The 20,754-nt window shown below is 69.1% G+C and carries 24 protein-coding genes; 11 read left to right on the top strand and 13 right to left on the bottom strand.

What is annotated here, in order from left to right:
• The first annotated feature begins 52 nt into the window (after positions 1-52).
• The 5 genes from paoA to rnk all read left to right on the top strand — a co-directional run bounded on the left by paoA (position 53) and on the right by rnk (position 5,767).
• Positions 53-703 (top strand): aldehyde dehydrogenase iron-sulfur subunit PaoA, encoded by a 651-nt coding sequence (gene paoA / locus NX780_RS00230; protein ID WP_258825858.1) that lies wholly within the window; start codon positions 53-55, stop codon positions 701-703.
• Positions 700-1,650, top strand: a complete 951-nt coding sequence (locus tag NX780_RS00225; RefSeq protein WP_258825857.1) for an FAD binding domain-containing protein — start codon at positions 700-702, stop codon at positions 1,648-1,650. The genes paoA and NX780_RS00225 overlap by 4 nt, the downstream gene beginning before the upstream one ends.
• A gap of 3 nt (positions 1,651-1,653) precedes the next feature.
• Positions 1,654-3,915, top strand: a complete 2,262-nt coding sequence (paoC, locus tag NX780_RS00220; protein ID WP_258825856.1) for an aldehyde oxidoreductase molybdenum-binding subunit PaoC — start codon at positions 1,654-1,656, stop codon at positions 3,913-3,915.
• Positions 3,916-4,099: 184 nt separating this feature from the next.
• Positions 4,100-5,038 carry a hypothetical protein gene (locus NX780_RS00215; RefSeq protein WP_258825855.1) on the top strand — a complete coding sequence of 313 codons (939 nt, stop codon included), beginning with the start codon at positions 4,100-4,102 and terminating at the stop codon, positions 5,036-5,038.
• 321 nt (positions 5,039-5,359) lie between these two features.
• Positions 5,360-5,767, top strand: coding sequence for a nucleoside diphosphate kinase regulator (gene rnk, locus NX780_RS00210; RefSeq protein WP_258825854.1), 408 nt, complete (start codon positions 5,360-5,362; stop codon positions 5,765-5,767).
• On the opposite strand, the gene NX780_RS00205 is transcribed toward rnk, so the two are convergent.
• The 5 genes from NX780_RS00205 to NX780_RS00185 all read right to left on the bottom strand — a co-directional run bounded on the left by NX780_RS00205 (position 5,712) and on the right by NX780_RS00185 (position 10,641).
• Complete coding sequence (locus NX780_RS00205) at positions 5,712-6,503, bottom strand: phosphatase PAP2 family protein (RefSeq protein ID WP_258825853.1); 792 nt, start codon at positions 6,501-6,503, stop codon at positions 5,712-5,714. The two genes, rnk and NX780_RS00205, sit on opposite strands and share 56 nt — an antisense overlap.
• Positions 6,496-8,145, bottom strand: coding sequence for a phosphoethanolamine transferase (locus NX780_RS00200; RefSeq protein ID WP_258825852.1), 1,650 nt, complete (start codon positions 8,143-8,145; stop codon positions 6,496-6,498). The genes NX780_RS00205 and NX780_RS00200 overlap by 8 nt, the downstream gene beginning before the upstream one ends.
• 87 nt (positions 8,146-8,232) lie before the next feature.
• A complete protein-coding gene (locus NX780_RS00195; protein ID WP_258825851.1) occupies positions 8,233-9,453 on the bottom strand; it encodes a sensor histidine kinase in 1,221 nt (406 codons plus the stop codon).
• Positions 9,440-10,141 (bottom strand): response regulator transcription factor, encoded by a 702-nt coding sequence (locus NX780_RS00190; protein ID WP_258825850.1) that lies wholly within the window; start codon positions 10,139-10,141, stop codon positions 9,440-9,442. The genes NX780_RS00195 and NX780_RS00190 overlap by 14 nt, the downstream gene beginning before the upstream one ends.
• 29 nt (positions 10,142-10,170) lie before the next feature.
• Complete coding sequence (locus tag NX780_RS00185; protein ID WP_258825849.1) at positions 10,171-10,641, bottom strand: hypothetical protein; 471 nt, start codon at positions 10,639-10,641, stop codon at positions 10,171-10,173.
• Positions 10,642-10,923: 282 nt separating this feature from the next.
• On the opposite strand from NX780_RS00185, the gene NX780_RS00180 reads away from it, so the two are divergent.
• The 3 genes from NX780_RS00180 (at position 10,924) to gluQRS (ending at position 13,008) form a co-directional block, all read left to right on the top strand.
• Positions 10,924-11,496: a hypothetical protein gene (locus NX780_RS00180; RefSeq protein ID WP_258825848.1), complete on the top strand. Its 573-nt coding sequence runs from the start codon at positions 10,924-10,926 to the stop codon at positions 11,494-11,496.
• Between the two features lie 58 nt (positions 11,497-11,554).
• A complete protein-coding gene (locus NX780_RS00175; protein ID WP_258825847.1) occupies positions 11,555-12,046 on the top strand; it encodes a nuclear transport factor 2 family protein in 492 nt (163 codons plus the stop codon).
• 71 nt (positions 12,047-12,117) lie between these two features.
• Positions 12,118-13,008, top strand: a complete 891-nt coding sequence (gene gluQRS, locus NX780_RS00170; protein ID WP_258825846.1) for a tRNA glutamyl-Q(34) synthetase GluQRS — start codon at positions 12,118-12,120, stop codon at positions 13,006-13,008.
• Between the two features lie 120 nt (positions 13,009-13,128).
• On the opposite strand, the gene NX780_RS00165 is transcribed toward gluQRS, so the two are convergent.
• The gene (locus tag NX780_RS00165) at positions 13,129-13,731 is read right to left on the bottom strand and encodes a CHRD domain-containing protein (RefSeq protein ID WP_258825845.1); all 603 of its coding nucleotides are present in this window, start codon (positions 13,729-13,731) and stop codon (positions 13,129-13,131) included.
• 151 nt (positions 13,732-13,882) lie between these two features.
• The gene (locus NX780_RS00160; RefSeq protein ID WP_258825844.1) at positions 13,883-14,764 is read right to left on the bottom strand and encodes a LysR substrate-binding domain-containing protein; all 882 of its coding nucleotides are present in this window, start codon (positions 14,762-14,764) and stop codon (positions 13,883-13,885) included.
• Positions 14,765-14,886: 122 nt separating this feature from the next.
• On the opposite strand from NX780_RS00160, the gene NX780_RS00155 reads away from it, so the two are divergent.
• Positions 14,887-15,585: a glutathione S-transferase N-terminal domain-containing protein gene (locus NX780_RS00155; protein WP_258825843.1), complete on the top strand. Its 699-nt coding sequence runs from the start codon at positions 14,887-14,889 to the stop codon at positions 15,583-15,585.
• 17 nt (positions 15,586-15,602) lie between these two features.
• On the opposite strand, the gene NX780_RS00150 is transcribed toward NX780_RS00155, so the two are convergent.
• From NX780_RS00150 to NX780_RS00140, 3 genes are all read right to left on the bottom strand, one after another.
• Positions 15,603-16,067: a DUF421 domain-containing protein gene (locus NX780_RS00150; RefSeq protein WP_258825842.1), complete on the bottom strand. Its 465-nt coding sequence runs from the start codon at positions 16,065-16,067 to the stop codon at positions 15,603-15,605.
• A gap of 83 nt (positions 16,068-16,150) precedes the next feature.
• Positions 16,151-16,321 carry an oxidoreductase-like domain-containing protein gene (locus NX780_RS00145; protein WP_258825841.1) on the bottom strand — a complete coding sequence of 57 codons (171 nt, stop codon included), beginning with the start codon at positions 16,319-16,321 and terminating at the stop codon, positions 16,151-16,153.
• 6 nt (positions 16,322-16,327) lie between these two features.
• Entirely contained in the window at positions 16,328-16,708 is a 381-nt protein-coding gene (locus NX780_RS00140; RefSeq protein WP_258825840.1) for a BlaI/MecI/CopY family transcriptional regulator, read from the bottom strand.
• 125 nt (positions 16,709-16,833) lie between these two features.
• On the opposite strand from NX780_RS00140, the gene NX780_RS00135 reads away from it, so the two are divergent.
• On the top strand, positions 16,834-17,277 hold the full coding sequence (locus NX780_RS00135; RefSeq protein ID WP_258825839.1) for an FKBP-type peptidyl-prolyl cis-trans isomerase: 444 nt from the start codon (positions 16,834-16,836) through the stop codon (positions 17,275-17,277).
• Positions 17,278-17,284: 7 nt separating this feature from the next.
• Here the strand turns inward: NX780_RS00135 and NX780_RS00130 are convergent, their stop codons facing one another.
• The 3 genes from NX780_RS00130 to NX780_RS25290 all read right to left on the bottom strand — a co-directional run bounded on the left by NX780_RS00130 (position 17,285) and on the right by NX780_RS25290 (position 20,088).
• A complete protein-coding gene (locus NX780_RS00130; RefSeq protein ID WP_258825838.1) occupies positions 17,285-17,731 on the bottom strand; it encodes a hypothetical protein in 447 nt (148 codons plus the stop codon).
• Positions 17,732-17,824: 93 nt separating this feature from the next.
• Positions 17,825-18,472, bottom strand: coding sequence for a response regulator (locus NX780_RS00125; RefSeq protein WP_258826380.1), 648 nt, complete (start codon positions 18,470-18,472; stop codon positions 17,825-17,827).
• A gap of 11 nt (positions 18,473-18,483) precedes the next feature.
• The gene (locus NX780_RS25290) at positions 18,484-20,088 is read right to left on the bottom strand and encodes an ATP-binding protein (protein WP_258825837.1); all 1,605 of its coding nucleotides are present in this window, start codon (positions 20,086-20,088) and stop codon (positions 18,484-18,486) included.
• A 269-nt stretch (positions 20,089-20,357) separates the two neighbouring features.
• On the opposite strand from NX780_RS25290, the gene NX780_RS00115 reads away from it, so the two are divergent.
• Positions 20,358-20,720: a KGG domain-containing protein gene (locus NX780_RS00115; RefSeq protein ID WP_258825836.1), complete on the top strand. Its 363-nt coding sequence runs from the start codon at positions 20,358-20,360 to the stop codon at positions 20,718-20,720.
• Positions 20,721-20,754: the final 34 nt, after the last annotated feature.

The raw sequence follows: 20,754 nt of genomic DNA, 5'->3' as shown, positions 1-20,754 counted from the left end.
CGAATGCAGGTTCCCGCGGTCCACCCATCCACCCGCTCAGAAAGGAAACACGATGCCCGACTTCGATCCAAACCGGCGGCAGCTGCTGAAGGCGTCGACCGTCGCCGTCGGCGGCGTCGCGGTCGCCTCCCAGCTCGCGCAGCCTGCGCAGGCCGCGCCCGCCGCCCAGCCGGCAACGAACACCACGCCCACCACCATGAGCATCCGCCTCAAAGTCAACGGCATCGAACACCAGCTGATGGTCGACCCGCGCACCAGCCTGCTGGACGCGCTGCGCGAGCGCCTGCACCTGACCGGCAGCAAGAAGGGCTGCGACCAGGGCCAGTGCGGCGCCTGCACCGTCCTGATCGACGGAAGAAGGACAACCTCTTGTCTTACCCTGGCCGTGATGCAGGAAGGCCACGAGATCACCACCATCGAGGGCCTCGGCACGCCGACCAACCTGCACCCGCTGCAGCGCGCCTTCATCAAGCACGACGGCTTCCAGTGCGGCTTCTGCACGCCGGGCCAGATCTGTTCGGCCGTGGGCATGCTGGAAGAGATCCGCGCCGGCGCGCCCAGCCACGTGACGGCCGACCTGAACGCGAAGGTCGTGGCCAGCCCGATGGAATTCCGCGAGCGCATGAGCGGCAATATCTGTCGATGCGGCGCCTACTCGAACATCCAGGAAGCGATCGCGGAAGTGGCGGGGGTGAAGCCATGAAGGCCTTCACCTACGAGCGCGCCAAGACACCCCAGGAAGCGGCCGCCACGGCCGCGCGCATCCCGAATTCCCGTTTCGTCGCGGGCGGCACCAACCTGCTCGACCTGATGAAGCTGCAGATCGAGACGCCGTCCCACCTCATCGACGTCAACGACCTGGTCCTGGACCGCATCGAGCCATTGCCAAACGGCGGCCTGCGCATCGGCGCCCTGGTGCGCAACAGCGACCTGGCCGCCGACCTGCGCGTGCGGCGCGACTACGGCGTGCTCTCGCGCGCCCTGGTGGCCGGCGCCTCGGGCCAGCTGCGCAACCAGGCGACCACCGCCGGCAACCTGCTGCAGCGCACCCGCTGCCCCTACTTCTACGACACGAACCAGCCCTGCAACAAGCGCAAACCCGGCAGCGGCTGCAGCGCCATCGGCGGCTTCACCCGCCTGCACGCCATCGTCGGCCAGAGCGAGGCCTGCATCGCCACCCACCCGAGCGACATGGCGGTGGCCATGCGCGTGCTCGACGCGCAGGTGGAGACGGTCTCGCCCACGGGCGCGACGCGCGTGATCCCGATCGCCGACTTCCACCGCCTGCCGGGCAACACGCCGCACATCGACCACAACCTGCAGCCCGGTGAACTGATCACGGCCGTGACCCTGCCGCCGCCCATCGGCGGCCTGCAGGTGTATCGCAAGGTGCGCGATCGCGCCTCCTATGCCTTCGCCCTGGTGTCGGTGGCCGCCATCGTGCAGCGCGACGGGACCGGCCGCGTGGCGCTGGGCGGCGTGGCCCATAAACCCTGGCGGGTCGAGGCGGCCGAAAGCGCGCTGCCGCGCGGCGCGCAGGTGGCAAGCGCGGGCATCCTGCAGGGCGCCCGCACGACGGAAGACAACGCATTCAAGGTGCCGCTCGTGGAACGCACGCTGGCCTCCATCATCGCTGAAGCCAAGGGATAAACCATGAAATTCAACGAACCAGCCACTACCAACCCGATCGACCAGCTGAAGGTCGTCGGACAGCCGATCGATCGGGTCGACGGACCGCTGAAAACCACCGGCACGGCTCCTTACGCGATGGACCGCCACGACGTGGTGCCGAACCAGGCGCACGGCTACATCGTGGGCTCGGCGATCCCGAAGGGACGCATCGTGTCGGTCGACCTGAGCGCAGCCAAGGCGGCGCCGGGCGTCATCACCATCGTCACCGCCCAGAACGCGGGCAAGCTCACCAAGGGCAACTTCAACACGGCCGACCTGCTGGCCGGCCCGCGCGTGCAGCACTACCACCAGGCGGTCGCCCTGGTCGTGGCCGAGACCTTCGAGCAGGCGCGCGATGCAGCCCACCTGGTGCGTGTGAAATACGAGCGCGACAACGGCGACTACGACCTGCAGGCGGTCAAGACCAAGGCCATCGCGCCAAAGGGCGAGAACGCGGAGACCGCGGTCGGCAACTTCACGGGCGCCTTCGCATCAAGCCCGGTGCGCCTGGACGCCGAATATCACACGGCCCATGAATCGCATTCGATGATGGAGCCGCACGCCAGCATCGCGGCCTGGGACGGCGACCAGTTGACAGTCTGGACCTCGAACCAGATGATCGCCTGGGGCAAGGGCGACGTCGCCAGGACCCTGGGCCTGAAGAAGGACAAGGTGCACCTGATGTCGCCGTACATCGGCGGCGGATTCGGCTCCAAGCTGTTTGTCCGCGCCGACGCGGTGATGGCGGCACTGGGCGCGAAAGCGGCGCGCCGTCCGGTGAAGGTGGCCTTGCAGCGCGCCCTCATCCCGAACAACACCACGCACCGCTCGGCCACCATCCAGCGCATCCGCATCGGCGCCACGCGCGAAGGCAAGATCACGGCCATCGCCCACGAGAGCTGGTCAGGCAACCTGCCGGACGGCTCGCCGGAAAACGCGGCGACCCAGACCCGCGCCCTGTATGCGGGCGAGCACCGCATGACGGCGAACCGGGTAGCCTTCATGGACCTGCCGGAAGCGAACGCGATGCGCGCGCCGGGCGAGGCGCCGGGCATGGCGGCACTCGAGATCGCGATGGACGAGATGGCGGAAAAGCTGGGCATGGACCCGGTGCAGTTCCGCATCCTGAACGACACCCAGGTGGTGCCGGACAATCCGAAGAAGGAAGCCTCGAGCGACCCGCAGTCGAAGAAGCCCGAGGAGCAGACGAAGCACAATCCCAATCCGCCGTACTCGAAGCGCCAGTTCATCCAGTGCCTCCAGCAGGGCGCCGAGCGCTTCGGCTGGAACAGGCGTTCCGCCAAGCCGGGCCAGGTGCGCGACGGCCGCTGGCTGGTGGGCATGGGCGTGGCCGCGGCCTTCCGCGACAACCTGCTCACCAAGTCGGCCGCGCGCGTGCGCCTGGACCGGCGCGGCATCCTGACGGTGGAAACCGACATGACCGACATCGGCACCGGCAGCTACACCATCCTGGCGCAGACCGCGAGCGAGATGATGGGCGTGCCGCTCGAGCGCGTGAAGGTGCGCCTGGGCGACTCGAGTTTCCCGGCCTCCTGCGGCTCGGGCGGCCAGTGGGGCGGCAACAATTCGGCGGCCGGCGTCTACGCCGCCTGCATCAAGCTGCGCGAGGCGATCGCCCGCCAGGCCGGCTTCGAGCCGGAGCGCGCGATCTTCGCCGATGGCCTGATCCGCGTGGGCGAGCGCAGCCTGCCCCTGGCCCAGGCCGTGGGCGAGCGCGAGCTGGTCGGCGAGGACATGATCGAGTACGGCGACATCGACAAGCGCTTCCACCAGTCTACTTTCGGGGCGCACTTCGTCGAGGTGGGCGTGGACGCGGCGACCTGCGAGGTGCGTGTGCGCCGCATGCTGGCCGTGTGCGCGGCCGGGCGCATCCTCAACCCGAAGACCGCGCGCAGCCAGGTGATCGGGGCGATGACGATGGGCGTCGGCGCCGCCCTGATGGAAGAGCTGGCGGTGGACAAGCGCCTCGGCTACTTCGTCAACCACGACCTCGCCACCTACGAGGTGCCGGTGCACGCCGACATCCCGCACCAGGAGGTGATCTTCCTGGACGAGACCGACCCGATGTCCTCGCCGATGAAGGCGAAGGGGATTGCGGAGCTGGGGATCTGCGGCGTGGCGGCGGCGGTGGCGAATGCCGTGTACAACGCGACGGGAATGAGGGTGCGGGAGTATCCGATCACGCTCGACAAGCTGATCACGAAAATGCCGCTGGCCGTGTAGGGTGGACGGGTTCCCCGTCCGCGCGTTCAACTCCCGTGAATGGATACGGCGCGTGATGTTCACGCTCGGTTTGAACGCGCGGACGGCGGAGCCGGCTGCGCGCCCCGGTCCACCCTACAAAATCGTGACATGTGCGGGCCGGGCGTGATGTTATGATCACGCCGTTTCCACCCTGCCGCCTGCAATGCCCGCATTCCCTCTACGTTCAGTCCCACAAGCCAGCCAGCCCATCCGCTGGCCGCTGCTCATCGCCGCCTTCGCCCTGCTGGCCCTGGCACTGATGGCCTGGCGCTGGGGCGGCACGGTGGCGGATTCGCAGGCCTATTACGACACCGCCCGCTACCTGCGCGGCGAAATCGACGCAAGCCAGCTGGTGGCGCCTTTCCCTTACCGCGTGCTGGTGCCGGCCATCGCCGCCATCATCCCCGGCGACCTGCGCAACGGCTTCGCCGCGCTCAACTGGATACTCGTCACCGCGGGCGCCTGCCTGATGTCGGCCGCCGTGCTGCGCGCAGGGCTCGATCAGCGGCGTGCCATCGCGGCGGGCCTCCTGATGATCGTCTCGCTGCCGACTTTCTGGTACGCGCCCTACCTGCTGGTCGACCCGGGCTCGGTCTGCGCACGGGCCGCCTTCGTGTTCGCCGTGCTGTCCGGCCAGCCCTGGCTGGCGGCCGCGGCCGGCCTGGTCGGCACCGCCGTGCGCGAGGAGAACATCCTGCTGCTGGTCTGGCTGGTGGCCATGCGCCGCATCGCCATCCTGCCGGGCCTGGCCTGCCTGGCCGCGGCCGGCGCCTGGATCGTGGCGCTGCGCTGGGTCCTGATCACCGGCCTGCCGGGCTATACCTGGGAGCCGAACTGGTGGACCGTCCAGCATGCGCTGCGCGACGTGCGCTCGCTGCTGTCGATCGCCGGCAGCGCCGTCCTCGTCGTGCCGCTCGCGATCTGGGGCTGGCGCAGCGCGCCGCGCGCGATGCGGCCGCTGGCGAGCCTGCTGTTCCTGATGGCCCTGCCACCCCTGTATGCGGCGCTGTGCGTGCGCGTGGACGGGCGCGCGGTCTGGGGCCTGTACCCCTTCCTGGTGCCCTTCGCGGTTTGCCTGCGGTCGAGGTTGACGTCTGCGTAGAGCAGGCTATACTGGTCCTGATCCGGCATCGGCGCCGGCCACAACATCACCATGTTTCCACCATCACGTCTCGCATCGCTGCATCGCCTGACTTGCCACCAAGGCAGGGGCTTCGCCGCGTCCGTCGAGCGTGACTGCGCCGCCTGTGCGCGCGCAGTGCAGCTGTCGTCCCGAAACCTCGCCTGGCTCGTCCGGGCTCGGTAGGACAGCCGCACGCCGCTTGTCGTCCTCCCGAGCCTTCTCCATCGCCCCAAGCCGCCGTCCCGCGTGACGGCCACCATGTCTTCGCCCGATTGAATCGGGCAAACCAAAGGAGTGAGAATGAAACCATCGATCCTCGTGTCGTGGCTGGATATGGACCGCCTCGACCGCATGCTGGATTCCCTGCCGGCGACCCAGGCCGCCGCGCGCGACGCGCTGCTGGATGAGCTCGGGCGCGCCGCGTTGGCCGAGCCCTGGGAAATGCCGCCTGACGTCGTCACCATGAACTCGCGCGTGCGCTTTTCCTTCGACGGGGCGGACGAGGAAGTCGCCATGACCCTGACCTATCCGAAGGACATGCACGGCGACCCCGACCAGCTGTCGATCCTGACCCCGGTCGGCACCGCGCTGCTCGGCCTGAAGACCGGCGACACCATCAGCTGGCAGCGCCCCGACGGCGCCATGTTCGAGCTCACGGTGCGCGGGATCGAGTACCAGCCGGAGCGGGAAGGGGTGTTTCACCGCTAGGCGCCAGGCGCGCCGCGCGCGCCTGCAGCAGCACGACGATCGACAGCACGAGGGCGCAGGCGATCCAGGCCGACCACAGGGTATGGCTGAGGAAGTGGGCGCCGCGCATCTGCTGCATCCAGCCCAGCAAGAGTCCACACCCCAGGCCGGCGCCGCCCGCGCGCCAGGCCGTGCGTGGCCGTCCCGGCAGCCACAGGACCGCCAGCGCCACCAGCCACAGGGCGCTCGACGCATGTCCGCCCGGGAAGCAGTGCCCCGGCAGGACGCCCTCAGGCAAGGCCTCGAACAGGCGCACATAGGGCGCGCTGCCGCCGTAGCGCGCCAGGTCCCAGGGACAGTGGGCGTCGCTGCCCTGCTTGATCAGGCTGATCGACGCAGGGACCAGCAGCGCCGACCAGGCCAGCACCCGCAGGCGCAGCCGCGCCAGCGGCGCATCGAGGAGCGGCTGCGGCCAGGCCGCGTCGAACAGCGCCGCCCCGATCAGCGCCAGCGCGAACAGGGTCAGCGCACCCTTCGCGATCTGGTGGCTGAAAGTCACCGTCAGCCAGGACTCACGCCAGGGAAAGCCTCCCAGCGCACGGTCGTAGAACATGTCGGCCAGCCACAGGTCGGCATCAAGCCAGCGTCCCAGCGCGAAGATCGCCATGGCGGCCAGTCCGAGCCAGGCGGCCATCCACGCGGCCGTGCGGGTGTCCAGTAGAGTAGCGGAGGACTGCCGCGCGCTCTCCTCAACCATTGCGCACGCAGGCGTGGAAGATGTCGAGCTTGGGATTGCGCACGGCGGTGTCGACGTCCAGCATGCCGAGCACGGAGTGGAAGACGTTGTCGTGCGAGAGCGCCTGGTCGCGGCGGGCACGCAGGCAGGCTTGGTCGAAGCCGAAGCGCTCTTGGAAACCCTCCGACATCCACAGCATCATCGGCACGTGGGTCTGCTGCTGCGGCGCGATCATCCACGGCGCGCCGTGCAGGTACATATTGCCCTCGCCGAGCGATTCGCCATGGTCGGAGAAGTAGAGCATCGAGGCGTCGACCCCGTCCTCGCGCGCGGCGGTGCGCAGCAGGTCGATGGCCTGGGCCAGCACGTGGTCGGTATAGAGGATGGTGTTGTCGTAGGCGGCCACGATGGATTCGCGGCTGCACTGTTCGAACTCGCTGCTCGCGCACACGGGACCGAAGCGGCCGAAGCCGGCCGGATAGCGCTTCGCATAGGCTGGTCCATGGCTGCCTTTCTGGTGCAGGACGATGACCAGGTCGCGGTCGGCGCTCCTGATCAGTTCCGGCAAGCCCTCCAGCAGGCCCTCGTCGTAGCATTCATCGTCCATGCAGTGGCGGTTGCCGCTCGCGGGGCTGGCCAGGTCGACGGTCTCGACACGGTCGCAGGCGCCCTTGCAGCCGGAGTTGTTGTCGCGCCAGATCACGCGGAAGCCCGCATGCGAGAGCACGTCCAGCAAGCCTTCCTGGCGGCGCGCCCTGGCGTCGTCGTAGTGTTCGCGCCCGAGGCCCGAGAACAGGCAGGGCACCGACACCGCGGTGGCGGTGCCGCAGGACTGCACGTGGGTGAAGTTGATCAGGCCCTGTTCGCGCGCCAGGCGCGGATTGGTCTCGCGCGCGTAGCCGTTGAGCGAGAAGTTGTCGGCGCGCGCGGTCTCGCCGACCACGATCACGCTGACGGTGCGGCGCTGCGTGCCGGTCCAGTGCTTGCCCTTGACCGCGTCGCGTCCGATCGGCGCGATCGCCACCGGCGCGCTCCAGCGATTGCGCAGGTAGCCGTTCAGGGCCTGGAAGGCGTTGGTCGGGGTGAGGAGGAAGCGCAGTTCGCGGTGCTCGCGCACCACCGGCGCCAGGCTCTTGAACAGCATCACCAGGATCAGGGCGGCCAGCGCCAGGGAGCCGGCGCTGATGCCGACGCGCCGCAGCAGGCCGCGCACGCCGCCTGGAAAGTCGACCCGCGCGCGCGCCACCAGCATCGAGGGCAGTCCGCCGGTGAGCAGCACGAACAGCAGCAGGCGCCAGTTCAGCAGCTCGGCCGCCTCGCGGCTGTCGGTCTCGAACATGCTCTGGATGACGGCCTTGTCGATCACGATGCCGTATTCGTTGACGAACCAGGCAACGCTTGACGCGACCAGGATCATGAGGATCAGCACCGGCTTGGCCACGAAGCGGAAGCTCGCCAGCGTCAGCAGGCCATGAAAGAGCAGGGCGACGATCGCGAAGCAGCCCAGCAGCAGCGGCAGGTGGCCGGGCGTGATGCCGCCGACCGCGTGCACGAGGGTGGACCAGAAGTTCAGGTTGGCGGCGCTGGCCAGCAGCAGGGCGACGGCCAGGACGAGGGTGTTGGCGCTGATGGCGCCGGTAGAGCGGGGGAGTGCGGTGTGCATGTGTTCCACGTCGAATGCGCGCGGCCATGAGTGGCAGCGTGAGTGGAACGATAGCGAAGCGCTTGTGAGTAGCTTGTCAGCGGGATGTTAAGGCCGTGTAAAGCTGATGGTGAAGCGGCTGCCGCCACCTTCGCGCGGCGCATAGTCGAATCCGGCCCCGAGGAAATCGCAGATCCGCCGCGCCAGCGCCAGGCCCAGCCCGGTGCCGCCGGAGCCGCTGGACGGGCTGCCGCCGCTTCCCAGGGTCGCCACCACGGCGGGCGGCAGGCCGGGGCCGGTGTCCTCGACCACGACTTTCCCCTGCAGCACCGAAACCCTGACCTCGCCCTCGTCGGTGTACTGGCAGGCGTTGCGCACCAGGTTGCCGATGGCCGCCGCGCACAGTTCGCGCGGCGCGCGGATGCCCAGCGCCGGCCCGTCGACGAAACGCAGGCTGACTGGCTTGCCGGCCACCAGCGGGCGGTATTTCTCGACCTCGTCCCCGGCCACCTGGCCGATCGCCACCAGCGGCTGGGAGCCGAGTTCGGGCGCGCGCGCCAGCAGCAGCAAGACGGTGACGCATTCCGCCGCCTCGTGCGCGGCGCGGTAGATGCGTTCGGCCGGGGCGCGCACGCCGGGCGCGGCTTCCTGCATCAGGATCTCGGCCGCGCCCATGATCACGGTCAGGGGGCTGCGCAGCTCGTGGCTGACGTCACCCGTGAAATAGCGCTCGCGGTCGAGCACCGCGCGCATGGCGCTGGTATGGGCCTCCAGGGCGCGCGCCAGCACGCCCAGCTCGTCGGCGCGGCCGGTGAGGGTGGGCGGCGCGGTGTCCATGCCGACCGAGGCCGCCAGCTCGCGGATCGGCGCCACCACGCGGGCGCCGAGGAAGCCGCCGAGCAGGACGGCCAGCAGGACGAAGCCGAGGAAGACCGCGGCGAACATCGAGTACACCACGACCTCGATCTTGTCGTAGTCGCTCTCGTGGTCGACCAGCACCCAGTTGCCCCTGGCGTCGTGGCCGGCCAGCACGTGCAGGCGCACCGTGCCGACGTCGACCTTGTGCACGCCGTCTTCCAGGCCGCGCAGCGGGGCGGGGATGGTGTCGCCGCGGTGGAAGCGCAGGCCGGCCGGCATGTCGACGTCCAGGCCGGCGGCCTGGCGCGGCGCGGCCCAGGCCACGGCGGCTTCCAGCCGCTTGTCGACCAGCTGCACCTCGATGCCTTCGACCGCCAGCGCGGCGACGATCGCGAAGAAGACCGAGGCGCCGATCCCGAACAGGAGAAAGGCGACGACGATGCGCCGGCGCAGCGAGTCAGCCGGCCGCATCGGGCTTGCTGTCGGGGTTGACGAGCTTGTAGCCGACCCCGGCGACGGTCTGCAGCATCGGCGTGGCGAAGGGCTTGTCGATGGCCTGGCGCAGCGCGTGGATGTGCGTGCGCAGGGCATCGCTGTCGGGGCGGTCGTCGCCCCAGACGGCCTGCTCGAGCGTCTCGCGCGTGACGATGCGCGGGGCCGTGCCCAGGAGGGCGCGCAGCAGGGTGTAGCCGGTGCGGGTGAGCGTCACGGGCACGCCGGCGCGCGACGCTTCCTGGGTGTCGGGGTCGTAGCTCAACTCGCCGAAGCGCATGGTCGCGTGCACCGCGTGGGCGGCACTGGAGCGGCGCACCAGGGCTTTCAGGCGCACCTCGAGCTCCACCAGCGAGAAGGGCTTGACGAGGTAGTCGTCGGCGCCGCTGTCGAAGCCCGCGACCTTGTCGGTCAGGCTGTCGCGCGCGGTCAGCATCAGCACCGGGGTCGACTTGCCGAGTTCCTCGCGCAGCTTCTGGCACAGTTCCAGGCCGTTCAGGCCCGGCAGTCCGATGTCGAGGACGACGACGTCGTACTCGTGCTCGGACGCGAGCGCCAGGCCGCCGTAGCCGTTGCGGGCGGAATCGAGCTGGTGGCCCTTCGGTTCCAGGAAGCCGTAGAGGTTGGCCAGGATATCGGGATGGTCTTCGACGATGAGGATGCGCATGAATCTATTGTAGTGTAGCTGTGCGCCGGCTAGGCGCGGCGGTATTCGGCCAGGCAGCGGGCGCGGCGCCAGATGGCGAAGAAGCGCTCGCCGCTGAGCGGCGTACTGCCCTCGACCCCCAGCAGGGAACGCACCAGCGCGGCATCGTGGCTGTCCAGGACCGCCAGCCGGTGGGCCCAGCGCGGATGGCCGGGCGTGCGGCCGAACAGCAGGCGCGGCAGGGCCACCAGCACCAGGGTCGGCCCGAACAGGGGCACCAGCACGCTCCACCACGGCGCCCACGCCAGGGCCAGCAGGGCCGCGAGCAGGAAGGTGGCCGCCAGCGTGCCGGCGTAGAGTAGGCCCCAGTGGCGCTCCAGCCAGTCGGGCGGATACTTGCGCGCGAGCCGGCGTGCGACACCTTCCAGCATCAGGTAGTGCTGGACCGATAGTCCGCCGGTATGAAGGTGCTCGAGGGTAGGCAAGGCCGGGCTCTGGATGGCGCGGCCGGATTGCCGCACTGCGGAGCCTAGCGCACAACGCGTTAAGTTCGTGTTAAGGATGTGCCCGGCACGTGTCGAGCGTCCGTGCCCGCGCCGCTGCCGTCCGCTTGCCGTGGGACGCGGACGTTTGTCGCCATCTGCACGCATGGTGTGCTCCAATCGCTTCCTCGTCAGCCAAGGCTACCCCGCATTCATAACAGGCGCGTGACGTGTCCCGCATCTCCGCCACAGTGACAATTGACGTGTTTTCTGGCGGGTCACAAGGGCTACACTCCTCGCTTTCCTGAAGAGAACGATGCCATGGCAGTGATATGCCCGAAATGCAGCCACGTGCGGCCGCTTGATGCGAGCAACCCCGACTGGCAATGCCCGAACTGCGGCATCTGTTACGCGAAGTTCGTCAACGGCCCCCCGCAAGGGCCTCGACCCGTCGCGCCTGCCGTGGAAGGGCGGGGCCTGCGCCTGGGCTGGCTGTTCAAGGTGCTGCTGCTGGTCGTGCTGGTCCTGATCCTCAAGGTGCTGATCGAGCGCGGGCAGGCGGCCAGGCCGGAGGAGCAGGTGACCGTGCTGGTGATGCGGGAAGAAGAGGAGAACAAACCCGACATGGACCCGGGCCTGGCCCTCGCCAACGCGGCGATTTCCGCATCCGGCGTGGATGCGACCCTGCTGCATTCGCTCTCCGGCCGGCTGGAAAAATCCTGCGCACGCAACAAGTACGGCCTGTCCGAGAGCGCCTGCATCGCGCGCGTTCGCGAGCGCGAAGACGGCTGCGCGGCGCAAACCTCCGGGCGCTTCCCCGGACAGATCGGCAATACCGATCGCATGGGAATGCTGGTGCAGGCCTATGTCGCCTGCATCTTCGAGAACGCCTAGTTGCAAGACCGCCGAGGCTTGCTTTATTGTAGGCGCCCGACCTTCATTGAAAGCGACCATGAAACGACTCCTCGCCGCCGCCGTTCTCTTCCTTGGCCTGCTGGGCCTGGCCCAGGCCGAAACCGACGCGACCCTCACCAGGCAGGTCAACGCCTTCGTCGACGAGTGGCATGACGACGCGGCGAACGCGCGCATGGCCTACTTCGACAAGATCGCCAGGGACGGCATCTACATCGGCACCGACCGTACCGAGCTGTGGGGCCGCGACGCCTTCAAGACCTGGGCCAAGAAATACTTCGACCGCAAGGCGGCGTGGAGCTTCAAGGCCACCCGCCGCAACGTCTATGCCTCCGCCGACAAGTCCCTGATCTGGTTCGACGAGCTGCTCGACACGCCGAACATGGGCCACTGCATGGCCAGCGGCGTGATCCGCAAGACCGCCAAGGGCTTCGAGATCGTGCATTACCAGCTGTCGGTCGCGGTGCCGAACGAGGTGGTCGACCAGGTCACCAAGACCATCCGGGACCACGAGAAGGCCGCGAAGAAGTAAGCGCCAGGTACCCGCGGGCGGCCCGCCTGTGCTAAGGTGGCCGCCTCCATCGCAACATCGACGCAAGCACCGTGAACGCACCCTATATCGGCCGGTTCGCGCCGTCGCCCACCGGTCCGCTGCATGCGGGCTCGCTGGTGGCGGCGCTGGCCAGCTACCTCGACGCGCGCGCCCACCACGGGACCTGGCTGGTGCGCATCGAGGACATCGACGAAGGCCGGGCCGTCGCGGGCGCGGCCGAAGGCATCTTGCATCTGCTCGCCCAGCTCGGCATGCATGCGGACGGCGAGATCGTCTGGCAGAGCCGGCGCAAGCCCCTGTATGAGGCGGCAGCCGAGCGCATCGTCCTGCATACCTACCCCTGCGGCTGCAACCGCCGCGAGATCGCCGATTCGCGCCTCGGCTTCGCGCCGGACGGCGCGGCCATCTACCCGGGCACCTGCCGCCATGGCCTGGCCGAGGGACGTGGCATGCGCAGCCTGCGCCTGCGCGTGCCCGAGCCGGGTTTCGACGTGATCAGCTTCCGGGACCGCTTCGCGGGCGAGGTGACCCAGCGCCTGTCCAGCGAGTCGGGCGACTTCGTCCTCAAGCGCGCCGACGGTTTCTGGGCCTACCAGCTGGCCGTCGTGGTCGACGACGCCGACCAGGGCGTCACCGACGTGGTGCGCGGCGCCGACCTGCTCGACTCGACCCCGCGCCAGATCTTCCTGCAGCGCGTGCTCGGCGTGCCGACGCCGCGCTACCTGCACGTGCCGGTGGTGCGCAACGAGCAGGGCGAAAAGCTTTCGAAGCAGACCGGGGCGCTGGCGGTGGCGCCGGGTGACGAGAAGGCGGCCGTCGCGGCCCTGCAGGATGCGGCGCGCTTCCTGGGCCTGCAACCGGGGCCGGCGGATTCGCTGGATGCGTTCTGGCGCGCGGCCATCCCGGCCTGGGCCAGCCTGCTGCGCGAACGGGGCGAGTAGGGTGGTCGGCTCTGCCGACCGCGCGTTCAACTACACGGTGAAAAGAGGCGCATCGTCCATTCGAGCGATGGTTGAACGCGCGTTCGGCGAAGCCGAACGCCCTACCTGATTACGGCTTCGTCATCGCGCCGCGCGGACGGCGCCGCGCGGACGGCGCCGCGCCATCAGCGCCAGCCCCGCCAGGCCCGCTCCCAGCATCCCCCAGGTCGCCGGCTCCGGGATCGGCGCGGCCACGAGGAAGCCGCGGATCTCGCCGCCGGGGTACTGGCTGCTGTGGATGTTGAGATAGGCCTCGTTGTCCGCGATCGCGTCGAACAGCGCCGCGCTGGCCGCGGCCGGCGTGCCGCCGAAGGCAGCCAGGAAGGCCGGGTCGTACACGGCGGCGTCGCCGAGGTCGAAGGTCCGGCTGTACGCGCCGGCCGTGACCCCCAGGGGGAAGTCGACCAGCGGGATCGCGACCGGCGCCACGCCCGTGAAGGCCTCCGTCGTGCAGCAGTGGATGTGGGCGGAGACGGTGCCGCTGAGCAGGTCGCGGAAGGGCACCTCGGCGCGCATGAGCGAGCCGTCGATCTCGAAGGTGGCGACGCTCGAGCCCGGTGAGCCGTTGGGCGGCGACTCGCCCGGCCCGCTCGATACGGCGCGGTAGATGTCCTGGGCCATGCCTGGCGGGGCGAGCGCCAGGCTGGCCGCGGCGAGCGCTAGTGCGGACAGTACTTTTTTCATGGCAGTCCTCCTGATTAGGAAAGAATCCAGACAGCACACCCGGCGGGTGTACTGATGAAAAAGTTAGCGCAACAGATTCCGGACAAGCCGCACGGTACGGAGGGTAAAAGTCCCTTGCGCAGGGTGGCTACAGAAAGGTCCGGGCCGCCCGCTACATGTGCCGGGCCAGGGCATCCGCGACCAGGCGCACGGACGGCAACTGGCCCCGCCGGTGCGGCATGAGCAGGGTGGTCGTCACGCGTCCCGCGTTCCAGTCGGGCAGCACGCGCTCGACCGAGCCCGCGTCCAGGGCCGCCAGGCACAGCTTGCGCGGCAGGCAGGCGATGCCCAGGCCCGCCGCGGCCGCCGCCAGCAGCAGGCTGGACTCGTTGGCACGGAAGACAGGGACGGGGCGGGCATCCTGCGCCGCGCCGTCAGCATGCTCCAGGCGCCAGAGCTCGGCGTGCAAGCCGCTCATTAGGCCGCGATGCGCGGCCAACTCGGCCGGCGCCTGCGGATGGCCGTGGGCAGCCAGGTAGGCAGGGGCGGCCACCAGGAAGATCGGATCGCTGCCGATCGTGCGCTGAAGCAGCCCGGAATCGGGCAGGGGGCCGAAGTGGTCGCGCACCGCGATGTCGATTCCCTCTTGCAGCAGATCGACGAAGCGGTCGCTCGCCTCGATGGCGACCTGCAGCTTCGGATAGGCGAGCGCCAGCTCGACCAGCGGCTGGGCCAGCGTGCTCTGGGCGGTGGGAATGGAGGCCGTGATGCGCACCACGCCGCTGGGCTCCGCCATCCGCCCGCGCACCAGGTTCTCGGCCGTCTCGGCCTCGATCAGCATGGCGGCCGCGTGGCGGTGGAAGTCCTTGCCCGCATCGGTCACGGAGAAGCGCCGCGAGGAGCGCTGGATCAGGCGAACGCCCAGTTCGGCCTCCAGCATGCCGACCCTTTTCGCCAGGGTCGACTTCGCGATGCCGGTCAGGCGCGCCGCCGCCGTGAAGCCCCCATGGTCGACCACCCGGACGAAGTAGAAGGCGTCGTTAAGATTGAACATCGATCGTCTATGAATGTGGAAGATGGTTCCACATTAACCTATCTTCACTGGCATCGTCCACACCGATATAGTGATCACACGCGCACCAAGAGCGCTGTTCATTTTCGATAGGGAATCAAACAATGGAACCACTACTGTTTTACGGCGTGCCGAGCGGCTGCTCGCTCGCATCGATCATCGCACTCGAATGGCTCGGCCAGCCTTACCGCCTGTGCCGGATCGAGATGCTGGAACACCCCTGGCCTGAACGGTATGCCCGCGTGAATCCGCGCCAGAAGACGCCGGCCCTGCTGCTCGACGCGGACACCGGCCTGACCGAAAGCGCGGCCATCCTGCAGCACATCGCGGGCCGCGGCATCGATATCGGACTCGGCGCCAGGCAGGGCACGCTCGAGTTCGACCGGCTAGCGGAGATGCTCGCCTATCTCACGACCGATTTCTTCGCCTCGTTTGCGCCGCTGTGGAAAGCCTACGAAACCGAAGGCCTGGGCGAAACGGAGAAGCGCCGCATGTTCGATGAAGGCAAGGCTGCGGTCGTCAAGGAGTTCGGACATGTGGAAAACATGCTGGCAGGGCGCAGCTGGCTGCTCGGCGGCGAGGCGCCCGGCGTGGCGGACGCCTACCTGTTTGCCGTCGCGCGCTGGGCGGACTACCACCGCCTGTTCGATGTCGAAGCGCGCTTCCCCGCGATCGCGCAGCACGCGGCCCGCCTGCGCCAGATGCCGCCGGTGCGCTTTGCGCTGGCCATCGAAGCCGGCGAAGCGGCGAGGAGCGAGTCCTTCAGGGGGCATGTCCCGATCGAGGAAGCGCTGGCGTCCTGATCGGCGGCTGGCGGCGGCTATTGCGGATTGCGCAGGATCGTGATTTCGCCGTCCGCCTCCAGGAAGGCGCACTTCATCTCCGGGCGCGGGCAGTCATGCTCGCGCAGCGCTTCCTCCAGGTCGGACTCGGACAGGCGGCAATGGCGGACGACCTTGTCGAAGAACACGCCATCGCGGCCGATCAGCACGGCGCTGCCGTCGACCAGCTTCTCGAAACCCTGGCTGCGTGAGCTCAGCAGGGCGACGAAGGAATTGATGGCGACCAGGGTAGCCGCCGCGATCAGGCCGCCGGCAAGGGAATCGTCGCCGCCGCTCAGCGAATTCGACACGGCTTCGGACAGCAGCATCACGACCAGCAGGTCGAAGGGCGTGAACTGGCCGACCGTGCGGCGGCCGGACAGGCGCACCATGACCAGCAGCAGCAGGTACACGGCGAGGCCACGTACGATGAATTCCCACCAGGGAAGATCCATGTCAAACATATCCCCTCCATCAGCGTTACCGATGAGGCCATTGTAATCAAATCGGCAATACGTCGATTTTCAGGCGTGCGCTGCGGTGGGACTCAGGAGGATGAATGTTCCGGGGGACGGTTGGCGGCTTCCCAGGCGGCCAGTTCGCGCTCGTAACGCTCCAGCGCTTCCTCGTAGAGGTCGAACACGCAGGGCGTGCAGCCGCTGCGGCAGCAATCCTCCAGATCGGGCTGGACCGGCGGGACGGGGCGGGGGGAAGGCATGCGCGTTCAGTCTTCGCCGTTCAGGATGCGCTGGATTTCCTCGCGGTCCTTCTTGCTGACATGGCCACGCAAGGCGGCCAGGACGAGTTCCTTGCCGGAACCGGAAAAGGCCTTGTGGATCAGGTCCTTGATGAGGCCGGACTGGTGGCTGTCCTGCGGCTGGGCAGGCGCGTAGACGTGGGCACGCGCACTTTCGTCGCGGGTGAGCAGGCCCTTGGCGTGCATCATCTGCAGCAGGCGCAGCACGTTCGCATAGGCCATGTCGGGACGCGACTGGAGCGCCGCCTCGTGCACCTGGCGGGCCGTGGCGGGACCGAGCTGCCACAGCAGGCGCAGCATTTCCAGCTCGGACGGGGTGGGCTTGACGGGGACGGCGGGGGTGTTCATGGTTCTAGAATAAATGATCTAGACCGTCGCGTCGAGGGTGGCCGCGTGTATAAGTTGTCAGGAAAATAGCTGCACGGTATGCTGCAACGGATTTTTCAACCAGACAACCATTCCGAAAGAAGACCTTGAAAAAACTGCTCTCCTGCTGCGTCCTCGGCCTCGCGCTGGCCTCCACCCTGTCGGCCTGCAAGCGCAGCGAAGCGCCGCAAGCGGCGGCCACCACCCCGGCCGTGCCTTTCCAGAAGATCGATTCGGTGACCGGCACCGGCAAGGAAGCAGTGGCCGGCTCGACCGCCGTCGTCAACTACACCGGCTGGCTCTACGACCCGGCCGCCAACATGCAGCGTGGTGCCCAGTTCGATTCTTCAAGCGGCCGCGAACCCTTCAGCTTCGAGGCCGGCGGCGGCCAGGTCATTCCCGGCTGGGACCAGGGCGTGCTGGGCATGAAGGTGGGCGGCAAGCGCACCCTGGTCGTGCCGGCCGAGCTGGGTTATGGCGAGAGCGGCGTCGGTCCGATTCCGCCGAACGCCACCCTGGTCTTCGAGGTCGAGCTGCTCGACGTGCGTTAACAAGCGCTCAATCGGCGATGCGGTACTCGCGCAGCTGGAAGACCGGCTTGCCGTCCTCGCGCTCGCAGATGCCGGTCATGGTCTCGCCCTTGCGCAGCACGTAGGTGAGGCGGGCGCCGTCGGCCTTGCCCGCGCAGGCGGCGTGGGCGGCGGCCGGCACCTCCGGCAGCGGCGGCGGTTCCGGCGGCGCCGGCGGGGCGGGGATCATCGGCATGGCCGGCAGGGCCGGGGGCGCTGGCGGCGCGGCATGGGCCAGCCCGTCGTGCGGCAGGGCGGGCGGGGCCGGCGGTGCGGGTGGCGCGGGTGGTGCCGGCGGCGCCGGCGGGGGCGGGCACTTGCCCTTCTCGGTGGACGTGCATTTGTAGCGCACGCCCGCCTCTGCGTCTTGCGCGGCGGCGCCCAGCAAGGCGCCCAGGACAATGGTGGCCAGCATGGCGCTCGTCGTTCTTTTCATGTTCATCTCCTTTTGGCAGCGGCCCGCGCCATGCGGCGGGCCATGAATGCATCCTGCGCGCCAATTGTGGAGAAATGATGGACGTTGGGGAAGCTAGAGGTCGCAGCGGTAGCCCAGGCCGTAGATCGAGCGGATCGCCTCGAGGCCGGGAGCCACGGCCTCGATCTTGCGGCGCAGGTTCTTGATGTGGCTGTCGACCGCGCGGTCGGTGGCTTCCAGGCTGTCGGCGCGGGCGACGTCGAGCAGCTGGGCGCGCGAAAAGACCTGGCCAGGACGGCGCGCCAGCGCGGCGAGGATGGCGAACTCGCTCGGCGTCAGGTCCAGCTGGCGGCCGTGCACGTGGATGCGGCGCGCCGCTTCGTCGATGGCGAGCACGCGCGCAGGCGCTGCCGCTCCGGCGCGGCGCAGGATGGCCTTGATGCGCGCCATCAGCTCGCGCGGGCTGAAGGGCTTGCACAGGTAGTCGTCGGCGCCGACTTCCAGTCCCAGCAGGCGGTCGATCTCTTCGACGCGCGCCGTCACCATCACGACCGGCACCCCGCTGAACTCGCGTACCGCGCGGCACAGCGACAGGCCGTCCAGTCCGGGCAGCATCAGGTCGAGCACGACCAGCGCCGGCGCATCCTGGCGGATCGCCGCCAAGGCTGCAGCCCCGTCGCCGAAGACTTCCGGCGCGTAGCCGGCGGCGCGCGCGTAGTCGGCCACCAGTTGGGCCAGTTCCGGCTCGTCCTCGACGATCATCACGCGCGGGTTCACTGCGCCTCCTTCGCCAGCGGCAGGGTGAGGATCACGCGCAGGCCGCCCAGCGGCGAATGGTCGAAGGCGAGCGTTCCGCCCTGCGCTTCCAGGATGCGGCGGCACAGCGCCAGGCCCAGGCCGGCGCCACCGTGCGCGCGGCTGCGCGAGGCGTCGACGCGGTAGAAGCGCTCGGCCAGGCGCGCCAGCGCTTCGCCCGGTACGCCGGGTGCGCTGTCGTCGACCACCAGGCGCATGCGGCCCGCTTCCGGCTGCGCATGCAGCGCGACCTTTCCGCCGGCGGCGGTGTAGCGCAGGCTGTTCTCGAACAGGTTGTCGAGCACCTGGCGCAGGCGGTCGGGGTCGCACAGGGCTTCCGTCTCCGGTGGCGCCGCGCCGAGTTCCAGCGTGATGCCGGCGCCGCGCAGGCGTTCCTCGAAGGTACGGGCTTCCTCGGAGGCGAGCCGCCACAGGTCCTGCGGCGTCGGCTTGCAGTCGAGCGCCCCGACGTCGGCGCGCGCCAGCGCATACAGTTCGTCGATCAGCTTGTTCAGCGCCAGCACCTGGCGCAGCATTGCGTCCACCGTCTCCGGCGTGGCGCTGCGCACGCCGTCCTGCAGGGCTTCCAGCTGGGCGCGCAGCACGGCCAGCGGGGTGCGCAGCTCGTGCGAGGTGTCGGCCACCCACTGGCGGCGCGCGGCTTCCATGCTGTCCAGCTGCTGCGCCAGGGCGTTGAAGTGGCGCGCCAGGCTGCCCAGTTCATCGCTGCGCGACTCCGGCAGGCGCACCGCGTAGTGGCCGCCCGCGAGCGCTTCCGCGCCTTTGGCCAGCTGCCCGATCGGCCGGCGGAAGTGGCGCGCCAGCAGGGCGCCGGCCACGGCGCTGAGGAGCACCGCGACGGCCACGATCAGCCACAGGCTGCTGCGCAGCTGTTCCAGGAAGGCCAGCGACATGGCGTCGCTCGGCTGGTGGCTGCGGGCGACGCCGAGGTAGCCGACGATGCGGCCATCGACCTCGATGGGGCGGCGCGCCAGCGGTACGGCGCCGGGCTGCCGGCCAGCCAGGTAGCGGCCGTCGGCGCCCTGCAGCGTGACGCGCTGGTGCAGGTCGAAGGTGACGCCCTCGGGGGAGGGGGCGGCAACGGGTGGGGCCGGAAGCGGCATCGCCGGTGGCGCGGGCGGGGCAGGCGGAGCGGGCGGCGCCGGCGGCGGCACCGTGAAGGGCTTGCGGATGTCGCCCAGCTCGGTCATGGGAGCGGCAGGCGCCGCAGGCGCCGCTTCGGCTGCGTCGCTTGCTTCGGCGGCCGGGGCCGCCGGCGCGACCGGCGCGGGCGGGACCGCGAAAGCGCGCCGCTCGCGTTCTTCTTCCAGGCGCGCCAGCTCGGTGGCGATCCAGCCGCGTTTGGCATCCCCCGCGGGCAGGAAGCGCCAGCCGCCCTGCGCGCGGTAGCGCGCGGCCAGGGCGGTCGAGAGTTCGTCGAGGCGGTCGAGTTCGATGCCGACGGCATAGTCGCCGAAGCTGGCCAGCACGTTCTGGCGCAGCAGGTAGACGGCGCTGGCCGCCACGGTCAGGATGGCGAGCAGGACCGAAAGGAAAAGCCGGTGTTCGATAGAGAATTTCACAATGTCGAGTCAGTGCAGGACTACAGAAAGTAGGTTTATTTGTTCTACCATGGACGAGTGAACGCTCATACTATTCCACGCCTTGCCAAAAATGCCAAACAATTTTCTCCAGCCCCATTTGTGTCTGACAGCGCAGGCCTCCGAATCCCCAAGGCGCAGTCCTACAAGACTGTTGCCGAATTTGGGTGGTCCGGAGCGGTCGCGGTCGTTAGGATGGTCCTGTCTCAGCCACTTCCGGCTGGTCTTTAACGAATGAACAGGAGGCAACTATGGCATCGAACAACCAGGGCGGCAACCGCGGCGGTAACCAGGGCGGCAACAACCAGAGCGACACCAGCAACCGCGGTTTCGCATCGATGGATCCACAGAAGCAGCGTGAAATCGCATCCGAAGGCGGCCGCGCCGCGCATGCTTCGGGCAATGCGCACGAGTTCACCTCGGAAGAAGCACGCCGTGCCGGCTCGATGAGCCACGGCGGCGGTGGCGGCGGCAACCAGCAGAGCGGTGGCCGCGGCGGTAACCAGGGCGGCGGCAACCAGGGCGGCAACCAGGCGAGCGGCGGCGGCACCCGCGGCGGTTCGCCGGAGCAGCATGCCCGCGCCGGCTCGCAGAGCCACAAGAACGACAAGTAAACGCGTTCACGGGACGGCCTCCCTGGCCGTCCCA

The organism is Massilia agri (assembly GCF_024753255.1).
GTDB lineage: Bacteria > Pseudomonadota > Gammaproteobacteria > Burkholderiales > Burkholderiaceae_D > Telluria > Telluria agri.
This window is presented reverse-complemented; position numbering and strand designations above follow the sequence as displayed.